A 12313-nucleotide genomic window follows, 5' to 3' on the forward strand; every position below is an offset into this window, starting at 1 on the left:
GTTTTTTTATTTCACGTAGGATGGTGAATTTATGAGTTTAAGATTTATTTTCGGGAGAGCAGGCAGCGGAAAGAGCAAGTATTGCTTAGAGAACATAAAAGAAAGAGTTTTAAGCGATTGTTACGAAGATAAAAAGCTTATCTATCTTGTACCTGAGCAGTTTACATTTCAAGCAGATAAAAATCTTGTGTATACCTTAGGAGAAAGAGGTATTCATAATGTACAGGTATTAAGTTTTACAAGAATGGCTCATGTAGTACTAAGTGAGGTTGGCGGTATTACAAGGCTTCATATGAATTCTTCAGGTAAGAATATGCTTATTTATAAAATACTTGAGGAAGTTAAAGAAGAATTAAAGATATTTGCAAGAGCAGGAAAAAAGCAAGGATTTGTAAATGTTATGTCTGAAGTTATAAGTGAATTTAAAAGGTACAATGTTATTCCTGAAGAAGTTAAACTTATTGCAGATAAGATAGATGGAAATGAGGTTTTAAAAGGAAAGCTTGAAGAGATAGGCAAAATTTATGAAAGGTTTGAAAGTTATCTGCATGAAAAATACATAGATAGTGAGGATCAGCTTATGATGCTCATTGAAAAATTAGATAAATGTGACATATTTGATGGAGCGGAGATTTGGATAGATGAGTTTTCTACCTTTACCCCACTTCAATATAACATAATAGAAAAGCTTCTTAAAAAAGCTTACAGAGTAAATATAACTCTTACAACGGATTGCCTTACAAATGGAGGCGAGGCAGATAATACTGATGTATTTATGCCTATAAAAAATACAGAAAATAAAATACTAAAAATTATTGAGAAAAATGGCATTTCTTATGATAAACCAATTTGTTTAGATGAGAAGATGCCTTATAGATTCAGAGAAAGTAAAGAGATAAGACATTTAGAAAAATATTTTTTTCATTTTCCTTATAATGTTTATAATGATACAACAAAAGATTTAAGTGTTTTTAAAGCTCTTAACATGTACAGTGAAATAAGAAATGTAGCTTCAGAGATTATAAGGCTTTGCAGGGATAAAAATTTAAGGTTTAGAGATATTGCTGTTATAACCAGGGATTTAGGAAATTATGAAAAGCTTGTAGAAGCTATTTTTTCTGAATATGGCATTCCATATTTTATAGACAGAAGAAGAGATATAAACAGTAATCCTCTTGTTATTCTGTTAAATTCTGTAATGGAGATTTTTATTAGAAACTGGTCCTATGAGTCAGTATTTAGATATTTAAAAACAGGACTTGTTGGTATTGAAAGAGACGAAATTGATTTAATTGAAAATTATGTGCTTGCTAACGGTATAAGAGGAAAAAAGTGGCTGGAAGAATGGGGGTATGATTTAAGTTATGATTTTAGTGAAAGTGATAAGGAAGAAGAAAGCTTAAACAGGATTAATGATATAAAAAACAGAATAACTGCTCCGCTTTTAAAGCTTCAGGTACAGGTCAAAGGAAGAAAGAGCATTAGAGAAATATGCACAGGGCTTTATGAGTTTTTAGTTTCTATTGAAGCAGGAGAGAAAGTTGAAAAATGGGTTGAACAGTTTAGGAAAGCTGATGAACTTGATATGGCAAATGAATACAGTCAGGTTTGGAATGTGATAATAGAGCTTTTTGACCAGTTAGTTGAGGTTTTGGGAGACGAAGAAGTTAAGCTAGAGGAGTTTTTAAAGATACTTACAACAGGGATAAACGAATATGACGTGGGAGTAATTCCAGCTTCAATTGATGAGGTTTTAGTGGGAAGCGTTGAACGTGTAAAAAGTCATGAAGTTTCTGCTCTTTTTATTATAGGAGCAAACGATGGAGTATTTCCAAGGACTTCAGATGAAGAAGGGATTTTAAGCGATAGAGATAGAGAAGCATTAAAAGCTTTAGGTATGGAGATAGCAGCAGATACCAGATCCCAAGCTTTTGAAGAGCAGTTTTTAATATATAGGGCTTTAACTATCGGAGGGAAATATCTTAGAATCAGCTATCCTATAGCTGATTTTGAAGGAAAGAGCATGAGGCCTTCAATCATAATATTAAGGCTTAAAAAAATTTTTCCAAAGCTTAGAGAAGAAAGCGATATTATAACGGAAGGTAATGATGAGGAAATATTGCAGCAAATTGTAGGAGAGGAGTCCAGCTTTAATGAGCTTATAGCTGCTATAAGAGCAGAGAAGGAAGGTGATGAGATAAATTCTATCTGGTGGGATGCTTACAGATGGTACATAAATAAGGATAAGTGGAAGGAAAGATGCAGGAGAGCTTTTGCAGGACTTAATTATAATAATCAGGTTAAAATTGCAGATGCTGTGAAGGTTAAAAAGCTTTATGGAGTACCTCTTCAGCTTAGCGTATCAAGGATTGAAAGATATGCACAGTGCCCTTTTTCTTATTATGTACAGTATGGGCTCAGGGCAGAGGATAGAAAAATATTTGAAATTTCAACACCAGAGATTGGAAGTTTTGTTCACGAGGTTTTAGATAGTTTTTCAGAAATCCTAGATAAAGAAGCAATTACCTTTAGAGATGTAGATGAAAACTTTGCTGAAAGAGCTATTTCTCAAATCGTGGATGATAAGGTTAAGGAGAAAACGGGTTTGATACTAAATAGTTCCCCAAGATACAAATATATGGCTAACAGGCTTAAGAGAATACTCATTAAATCTGTAAATGTAATAAGCGAGCAGGTAAAAAGAAGCAGCTTTAACCCAGTAGGACATGAAGTTTCTTTTTGTAAAAATGGAGATTATCCTCCTATAAAAATAGAACTGTCTTCAGGGGATAAAATTGAACTTATTGGAAGAATAGACAGAGTAGATGAACTTCAGACAGAGGATGAAGTTTATATAAGAGTAATAGATTATAAATCAGGAAACAAGGCTTTTAAGCTGTCTGATGTATACTATGGTCTAGAGCTTCAGCTTTTAGTTTATCTTGATGCTATACTTTCTAATAAGGAAAAATATATTGAAAAAGGTATGATTCCTGGGGCGATACTTTATTTTAAAATTGATGATCCAATTGTGAAGATTGAAGAAGAAGAGGATGAAGAAAAAATTCAAAAAGCTCTTTTAAAGGAGCTTAAAATGAAGGGTTTGCTTTTAAATGATGCTCAAATAATTAAGGCTATGGATAACACTATAACAGATTCAAAAAACAAAGGGTATTCTCTTATTATACCTGCACAAATTGTTGGAGGAGACAGAGTTTCAGATAAAACTTCAGGCGCTAGCTTAGAACAGTTTGAGCTTTTAAGAAAGTATGCAAGAGAAATGGTTATAAAGCTTTGTGAAGATATGTTAAGTGGAAACATAAGCATAAATCCTTATAAGCAAAATAAAAATACTCCTTGTGCGTATTGTAATTATAAAAGCATATGTCAATTTGATCCAAGTATTAAAGAAAACAAGTATAAATTTTTAAATGAGAAGAGCAAGGAAGAGGTTTGGGAGCTTATGAGAAAAGAAGTGGAAAGGAGGAAAATTTGATGGGCGAAGCTAAATGGACTAAAGAGCAGGAGCTTGCTATAATGACAAGGCATTGCAACTTGCTTGTAGCTGCAGCAGCTGGTTCAGGAAAGACTGCTGTATTAGTTGAAAGAATTATCAGGATTATAACAAATGAAGAAAATCCTGTAGATATTGACAGGCTATTAGTTGTTACCTTTACAAATGCAGCAGCGGCAGAGATGAGAGAAAGAATTGGAGAAGCTATATCTAAGGCTCTTGATAAAAATCCAGAATCAAAGGTTTTGCAAAGGCAGCTTACTCTTTTGAATAAGTCAAAAATAACAACAATGCATTCTTTTTGTTTAGATGTTATAAGAAACAATTTTCACCGTATAGATTTAGATCCTAATTTTAGAATAGCAGATGGGACTGAAGAGGTGCTTTTAAGATCTGAAACTATAGATGAGCTTTTTGAAGAAAAATATAAAGAAGCTGAAGAAAATGCTGAGCATCCATTTTTAAGCTTAGTTGAAAGCTACAGCGGCGGAAGAAATGACGATAAACTAAAGGATATAGTGCTTAATCTGTATAGATTTGTAATGAGCGGACCTTGGCCTAAAAAGTGGCTTAATGATGCTGCGGAAGCTTTTAATGTAGGTGAAGATTTTGAATTTGGGAACACAAAATGGGCTCAAATCCTTAAAGAAACTGCAAAAATAGAGCTTCAAGGGGTAAAAAGCATAATATTTAAGGCTATTTCATTAATAGAGAAATCTGAAGGATTAACTCCTTATATTGATACTTTTAAAGAAGACTTAAATCTTATAGATAGTCTGATTACAAGCTTGGATTATCCTTGGGAAAGTATTTGTAAAGAATTTTTAAGCTATAAGTTTCAGACTATAAAAAGACTTGGAAAAAATGCAGTATACGATGAGGAACTTCAGAAAAAGGTAAAAGATAAGATGAGGGAACAAGTTAAAAAAAAGGTTAAGTCCATAAGAGATGATATTTTTGGAATAGATAAAGACCTTGTTATAAGAAACCTGAAAGAACTTTACCCAATGATGAAGGAGCTTGGTAATCTAGTCTTAGATTTTCATAAGTTATACGGAGAAAAGAAAAGGGAAAGAGGCCTTTTAGATTTTAATGATTTGGAGCATTTATGTTTAAGTATATTAACAGTAGAGGATGAAAATGGAGATGTTAAGCCTTCAGAAACAGCATTAGAGCTTAGGCAGCACTTTGATGAGGTTTTAGTAGATGAATATCAAGATAGCAATCTTGTTCAGGAAGTTATCATAAACATGGTATCAAGAAAGTTTACAGATTCACCTAATGTGTTTATGGTTGGAGACATAAAGCAGAGCATCTATAGGTTCAGGCAGGCAGTACCAGGATTGTTTTTAGATAAATATGAAAACTATTCAAGGGAAGAGGGAGCTAAAGACAGAGTTATAACTCTTTATAAAAACTTCAGAAGCCGCAGGGAGATTATAGATGGAGTAAACTATATATTTAAGGTGCTAATGTCCAAAGCTGTTGGAGAACTTGAATATACGGAAGACGAGGCTTTAAATTTAGGTGCAGATTATAAGGCTTTAGAGGGGGAAGGAATAACAGGAGGAGATTTAGAGCTTCATATTATTGAAAAAGAAAAAGTTTTATTAGAGCAAAGTGAAGAAATTTCTCAAGAGGAAGAAACGGAAGAAAGTGAAGAGGAAGAAGAAAGCCTAGACAATATACAAATTGAAGCTAGGGTTGTTGCTAAGAGAATAAAAGAGCTTATTTCTCCTAAAGAAGGAAAGAGTTTTAAAGTGTTTGACAAAAGCATTGATAAATATAGAGATGTTCAGTATAGAGATATAGTTATACTTCTTCGTGCTACTAAAGATTATGCTCCAATATTTGTTGAGGAGCTTGGTAAGGAAGGAATACCTGTGTATGCTGATACAGGAAACGGATATTTTGAAACAATAGAGATAAGAACAATGATGTCTTTACTTCAGATTATAGATAACCCTCTTCAGGATATTCCTCTTATTGCTGTACTTCGTTCTCCTATATTTTCTTTTACTCCAGAAGAGCTTATAGACATCAGACTTGCAGATAATAAAGCTCCCTTTTATATTGCTCTTAAAAAGTTTAAAGAACTAGATTTGAAAAAAGCGGAGCTTTATAGTAAGGTTGACAGGTTTTTAAATGAGCTTGAAATCTATAGAAACAAAGCATTACATATGCCTATAGATGAACTTATATGGTATTTATTTACAAGTACAGGCTACTATGGTTATGCAGGGGCTATGCCTGGCGGAATTCAAAGACAGGCTAACTTAAGAATACTGTTTGAAAGAGCAAGACAGTTTGAAAATACAAGTTATAGAGGTTTATTTAACTTTGTAAACTTTATAAATAAGCTTAAAACAAACAATGGAGATATGGGTAGTGCTAAGATACTTGGAGAAAATGAAAATGTAGTCAGAATTATGAGTATTCATAAGAGTAAGGGATTAGAGTTTCCTGTAGTTGTACTTAGTGCAAGTGGTAAAAATTTTAATTTTATGGATTTAAACAATAAAATTTTGTATCATCAAAATTTAGGCTTAGGGCCAGAGTATGTAGATCCTGAGAAAAGAATACAACATTCTACTATTGTAAAGACGGCACTTAGGAATAAGATGAAGCTTGAAACTCTTTCAGAGGAAATGAGAATTCTTTATGTTGCCTTTACAAGAGCTAGAGAAAAGCTTATTATTACTGGTATGATTAATAATATTGAAAAGACTTGTTCTAAATGGTGGGATAGCTTAGATAAAGAAAGCGAAAAAATACCTGAGCATGCTGCCTTAAATTCTAAAAGTTATTTAGATTGGATAGTATTATCAATGCTTAAGCATAAGGATGGAGAAGTATTAAGAAACTTTGCAGAAGTAGAAGAATTCGATACAGGTAAGCTTTCTCATGATTGTTCGAAGTGGAAAATAAAGTTATGGTATAAAAATGATGTTATAGGGGATAAACAAGATGATAATATGGAGGAGGCTTCAGAAAAAGAAGTTACTTGTGAATATTTAGAAAAAATAAAAGATGAAAAGCCTGTTAGCAAATATAAAGAGGAGATAGAAAGAAGACTAAGCTGGCAGTATAAATATAAAGAATCTTCAAAAATACCAGCAAAATTGTCAGTTACAGAGCTTAAAAGATTAGCAAATAACCCAGAGATAGACTCCTATACAACTAGCATGTTTATTCAAAAGCTTCATAAAAAGCCGGTATTTCTTGAGGAAGCTAAAGGTTTATCAGCGTCTGAGAGAGGTACAGTAGTACATTTTGTAATGCAGCATCTTAATTTAAGAAAAACAGGCAGCTTTAATGAAATAAAAGAGCAGGTAAAAGAAATGGTGGCTAAAGAGCTTTTAACAGAAGAACAAGCAATGTCTGTAAATATAAACAGTATATTAAGATTTTTCCGTTCACCGCTTGGGAAAAGAATGTTGAATGTTAAGGATTTGGATAGGGATATAAAACGTGAAGTTGCTTTTCATATGAAGCTAAAGTCAACTGAAGTTAACAAAGCGTTATCTGAAGAAATCTATGGAGAAGAGGAAACTCTTCTTATGGGAGTTATAGATTGTTTCATTATTGAAGAGGATGGAATAGTACTTATTGACTATAAAACCGATTATGCAACAGAAGAGAATATGGAGGAGATTAAGGTTAGATACGAAAAACAAATATATTACTACACTGAAGCACTTAAAAGAATAACAGGAAAAGCTGTAAAAGAAAGATATATTTATTTGTTTAGTAACGGCGAGATAATTGAGTATTAATTTGAAAGGAGATTTTCATGGAGTTTAAAAAGATAAAAGAACTTCAAGTTAATGAGAGGATAGATGGATTTTTTATTATAAAGTCTTTGGAACTTAAAACATCTGCAAATGGAAAAAAGTATTTGGATTTAACACTCGGAGATAAAACAGGAGATATAAACGCAAAGATATGGGAATATGCTGAAGGAGACGAGGAAAAATACATTGAAAATATGCTCGTTAAGGTGCGAGGGATTGTAAGCAGCTGGCAAAATAGTCTTCAACTTAAGATAGAAAAGATTAGAGAAACTATTCCTTCTGATGGTGTAAATATAAAAGATTTTGTTCCAGTTGCACCTTTTGATTCTGAATTTATGTATCAAGAGATTCAAAGTTATGTTGAAGGCATGAAAAATAAGGATATAAAAAATATAGTTAGTACGATTTTAGAAGAAAATCATAATAAATTAATGCACTATCCAGCAGCTAAAAAGAATCATCATGCTATGAAAGGTGGGCTTTTGTATCATGTGTTTACTATGCTCAAAGCTGGAGAAAAGTTAAGTGAGATTTATACTTTCATAAATACAGATTTACTTTATGCAGGTGTTATTCTTCATGATATGGCAAAGCTTGAGGAAATGGATGCCAGTGAGCTTGGTATAGTAAGTGAGTATACTGTTGAAGGACAGCTTTTAGGCCATATAATTCAGGGGATTAAAAAATTAGAAATAACAGCTCAGAAGGTAGGAGCAAATAAGGAAGTAACTATGATGCTTCAGCATATGATTTTATCTCATCACTATGAGCCAGAGTATGGAAGCCCTGTAAAGCCCATGTTTCCAGAGGCTGAGCTTCTTCATTATCTTGATATAATAGATGCTAGGATGTATGATATGAATAGAATACTTGGAGACACTAAAAGTGGAGGTTTTTCAGAGAAAATCTATTCTCTTGAAGGCAGAAGGATATATAAAGGAGAGATAGCATGTCAAGAGTAGTTGAAAGATTTATAAAATACGTAAAGTTTGATACTAAAGCTGATGAGGAGTCTAACACTGTGCCAACCACAGAAGGACAACTTGTTTTTGCAAAGGAATTAGGTAAGGAATTAGAGGAGCTTGGGCTTAAAGATGTTTCAGTAGATGAAAATGGATATGTAATGGCTACGCTTCCGGCTAATGTGGATAAAAAGGTTCCAGTAGTAGGTTTTATTGCGCATATGGATACAAGTCCTGATATGTCAGCAACAAATGTAAAGCCCAAATTTGTTGAAAACTATGATGGAGGAGATATAAAGCTAAATGAAGAAGTAATATTATCACCAAAGGATTTTCCAGAGCTTAAAAATTACATAGGAGATACTCTCATAACTACAGATGGAACAACACTTCTTGGAGCTGATGATAAGGCTGGAATTGCAGAAATAATAACTGCAGTAGAGTATTTAGTGCAGCATCCAGAAATACCTCATGGAACAATTAAAATAGGGTTTACACCTGATGAAGAAGTTGGCAGAGGAGCTGACTATTTTGATACTTATAAATTTGGAGCTGATTTAGCTTATACTATAGACGGAGGAGCTATAGGAGAGCTTGAATATGAAAACTTTAATGCTGCAGGTGCTAAAGTAACTTTTCAAGGAAGAAATGTTCATCCAGGTTATGCTAAAGATAAAATGATAAACTCTATGCTTATTGCAAATGAATTTATTTCAGCTCTTCCAGAGAGTGAAACCCCACAAGCTACAGAAGGTTATGAGGGTTTTTATCATCTTAACAGTATAAATGGTGATGTTGAAAAAACTGTACTAAATTATATAATTAGAGACTTTGATAAAGACAGCTTTGAAAAAAGAAAACAAACTATTAAGGAGATTTCTGAGAATTTAAATAAAAAATATCCTGGCAGAGTAAGCATAGAGATAAAAGACCAATACCGAAATATGAGAGAAAAGATAGAATCTGTTATGTATGTTGTAGATAATGCTAAAAAAGCAATGGAGCTTGCAGGAGTTAAGCCTATAGTTAAGCCTATAAGAGGGGGAACAGATGGAGCCAGACTTTCTTTTATGGGGCTTCCAACTCCTAATATTTTTACTGGAGGTCTGAATTTTCATGGAAAATACGAGTATGTACCAGTTTGTTCCATGGAAAAAGCGGTAGAAGTAATATTAAAATTAGTGGATTTATACGTAAATATGTAAAATAAAACAGGATGCCCTTTGAGGCATCCTGTTTTACTAAGCTTGAGGGTTAAAATTATAAGCAATCTGGAACCAGCCTTGAGGATATTTACAAGCTGGACATACCTTTGGTGCTTCAAGTCCTTCAAATATATATCCACAGTTCATGCATTTCCAATATTGGTTCGTATTCTTTTTATAAAGACTGCCATTTTTAAGTGCATTCATAAGATCTAAATATCTTCTTTCATGAGCTGTTTCTATTTCAAGAATTTTTTTAAAGGCAAATTCTACTTCTGGGAAACCTTCTTGTTTAGCAACATCCGCAAAACCAGGATAAAGTGTTCCCCATTCTTCCTTTTCACCTTCTGCAGCATACTGAAGATTCTGTTCTGTATTACCAAAGCCTATCGGATACTCTGCATCTACTTTGATATGAGTTTTTCCAAGCCCTTGTATTAAAAAGTCAAAGAATACTTTTGCATGAGCTCTTTCCTCATCTGCAGTTTCTTTAAATACTTCTGATATGTACATATGACCTTCTTGCTCAGCAACTTTTGAGTAGAAAGTATATCTGTTTCTAGCCTGAGATTCTCCAGCAAAAGCTTTTGCTAAATTATCGGCTGTTTTGGTACCTTGTAAGCTCTTCATAACTACATTCCTCCAATATATCTAACCTAATATTATACAGCTTTATTTTTCCATTATTTTAGTGAAATATGTACTGAAGATATGTGGAATACTAAGTAATAATTTTTTAAATAACTTTAAATGCACATATTGGAGGGAACAGGATGAAGAAAGGGTTTAAACATTATTTATATTTGATAGTAGGAATATTTATTTTATCAGCGGTAGGTATTACAATATTAAAAAAGGTCTCAGCAGAGGAAACTGAGGATGGAGAACAAAAAAATATTTATCTTACCTTTGATGATGGACCAAGTTATATAGTAACGAGTAAAATTTTAGATATTTTAAAAGAAAAAGAGGTTAAAGCAACCTTTTTTGTGGTTGGGAACAAGATAGAAGGCAGGGAAGATATATTAAAAAGAATGTATGAGGAAGGACATTCCATAGGTCTTCATACTTTTACACACAAATATAGGCAAATATATTCTAGCCACGAAAAATTTATTAAGGAAATGGACGATACAGGTAAAGAAGTTAATAGAGTATTAGGCTTTACGCCTAAAATTATAAGATTTCCTGGTGGAAGCAAACCGCATCTTAATTCAGAATTACTAAGTAAGCTTCATGAGAAAAATTATAGAATATATGATTGGAATGCTAGTTTGTCCGATGGGCTAGATTACAATACTCCGTCTGACAAATTAGTTAGAGAAGCACATAAGGTTGTAGGTAAAGCTTACTCTAATATCTTTTTACTTCTTCACTGCGACCAGACTAATAAAACTACAGCAAAAGCACTTCCAGAAATAATAGATTATTATAGAAATTTAGGATATGAGTTTAAGACTATAACTGAAAACACTACTGAATATTACTTTAGATTTAAGTAAAAAACTAGGGTGGATTTTGTAAATGAAATTGCGAAATTTATAAATGTTAAGCAGAGTGAACTATACTTGAATCGGTTACAAATAGGAAGGTTGGTAAATTGGGAGCATAAAGAAAGGAAGTATCAAAATTGAGATACTGTTTAAAATTTACAATTTGATTAAAAATATTAAAATATCTAAATATTGAAAGTTATCAAGGTTGAATGACATTTATTTATATATTGTAAAAAATTTTTAAAAATACTGTTGATTTGTTTGAAAATTAGAATTATAATAATATTATAATAAAACAAAAAAATTAAAATAAATGATTTGGTCAGTTGCTTGTTTTGTTGCTAATGGAGGAATAGGCATAATGGGTAAAAATGTGAACTTAGATTTGGAAAGAACTGAAGAACTTTATAATGTAGCAAAAGCACTAGCTTCAGAAGTAAGATTAGAAATACTTAAGTTATTGAATTATAATAGCTTTAATGTAAACGAAATAGCTGAAAAGCTAAATATCCCTGCTTCTTCTGCTGCTTTGAATGTAAAAATTTTGGAAGACGCGGGTCTTATTCATACGGAACTACAGCCGGGCGTGAGGGGATCAATGAAGGTTTGTAGCAGAAAAAGCGATAATATAAACATTCAATTAGATACTTTAAAATTACATTCTGAGGACAATTCTTTCTATATAAACATGCCTATAGGTAATTTTGTAGATTGCGATGTGTATCCAACATGTGGTATGGTCAATGAAAACGGCTTTATTGATTCTGAAGATAATCCAAGAAAATTCTATAACCCTAAAAGAAGTACTGCTCAGCTTTTGTGGTTTCATAAAGGGTATGTAGAGTATAGATTTCCAAATAGTGTACTGCAAATTGGAAGGGAAAAAATGATTGAGATATCATTGGAGCTTTGCTCAGAGGCGCCTAATTATAGAAATAATTGGCCCTCAGATATTACTATGTGGATAAATGGTATTGAAATTGGTACATGGACAAGTCCTGGTGACTTTGGAGGACGAAGAGGCAAATTAAATCCAAGCTGGTGGCTTGATGATTGCACTCAGTATGGGCTTTTAAAAACTTGGAGAGTAAATAAGGACGGAACTTTTATTGATGAAAATAAAGTTTCAGATATTAAGATAGGTTCATTAAATCTCTCACAAGGAAATTTTATTTCAGTAAGAATCGGAGTAAAAGAAGATACAAAACATGTAGGCGGGATAAACATTTTTGGTGAGAAATTTGGAGATTATGAGCAGAATATAGTTATGAGAATAGATTACAGTATATAATTTTATTTTGGCAGAAACAATTATATTACAAATATCATATAAAGATTTCTG

At 32.6% G+C, this 12313-nt stretch carries 7 protein-coding genes; 6 read left to right on the forward strand and 1 reads right to left on the reverse strand.

Going from position 1 to position 12313, the window contains the following annotated elements; translation table 11 throughout:
* Positions 1–31 precede the first annotated feature (31 nt).
* From addB to pepT, 4 genes are read left to right on the forward strand one after another with little or no spacing between them, the layout of a single operon-like run.
* Positions 32–3496, forward strand: coding sequence for a helicase-exonuclease AddAB subunit AddB (addB, locus tag M2651_RS01405; RefSeq protein WP_252130542.1), 3465 nt, complete (start codon positions 32–34; stop codon positions 3494–3496).
* Positions 3496–7290, forward strand: coding sequence for a helicase-exonuclease AddAB subunit AddA (addA, locus tag M2651_RS01410; RefSeq protein WP_252130543.1), 3795 nt, complete (start codon positions 3496–3498; stop codon positions 7288–7290). Before addB ends, addA begins: the two co-directional genes overlap by 1 nt.
* Positions 7291–7307: 17 nt before the next feature.
* Positions 7308–8270, forward strand: a complete 963-nt coding sequence (locus M2651_RS01415; RefSeq protein WP_252130544.1) for a 3'-5' exoribonuclease YhaM family protein — start codon at positions 7308–7310, stop codon at positions 8268–8270.
* Complete coding sequence (pepT, locus tag M2651_RS01420) at positions 8258–9475, forward strand: peptidase T (RefSeq protein ID WP_252130545.1); 1218 nt, start codon at positions 8258–8260, stop codon at positions 9473–9475. The genes M2651_RS01415 and pepT overlap by 13 nt, the downstream gene beginning before the upstream one ends.
* A 36-nt stretch (positions 9476–9511) precedes the next feature.
* Here the strand turns inward: pepT and rbr are convergent, their stop codons facing one another.
* On the reverse strand, positions 9512–10105 hold the full coding sequence (rbr, locus tag M2651_RS01425) for a rubrerythrin (protein WP_252130546.1): 594 nt from the start codon (positions 10103–10105) through the stop codon (positions 9512–9514).
* Between the two features lie 143 nt (positions 10106–10248).
* Between rbr and M2651_RS01430 the strand changes: the two genes are divergently transcribed.
* Positions 10249–10977, forward strand: coding sequence for a polysaccharide deacetylase family protein (locus M2651_RS01430; protein ID WP_252130547.1), 729 nt, complete (start codon positions 10249–10251; stop codon positions 10975–10977).
* Between the two features lie 355 nt (positions 10978–11332).
* A complete protein-coding gene (locus M2651_RS01435) occupies positions 11333–12262 on the forward strand; it encodes an ArsR/SmtB family transcription factor (RefSeq protein WP_252130548.1) in 930 nt (309 codons plus the stop codon).
* Positions 12263–12313: the final 51 nt, after the last annotated feature.

The sequence above is a fragment of the Clostridium caldaquaticum genome (genome assembly GCF_023806125.1).
GTDB classification, from domain to species: Bacteria; Bacillota; Clostridia; order Clostridiales; family Clostridiaceae; genus Clostridium_AT; species Clostridium_AT caldaquaticum.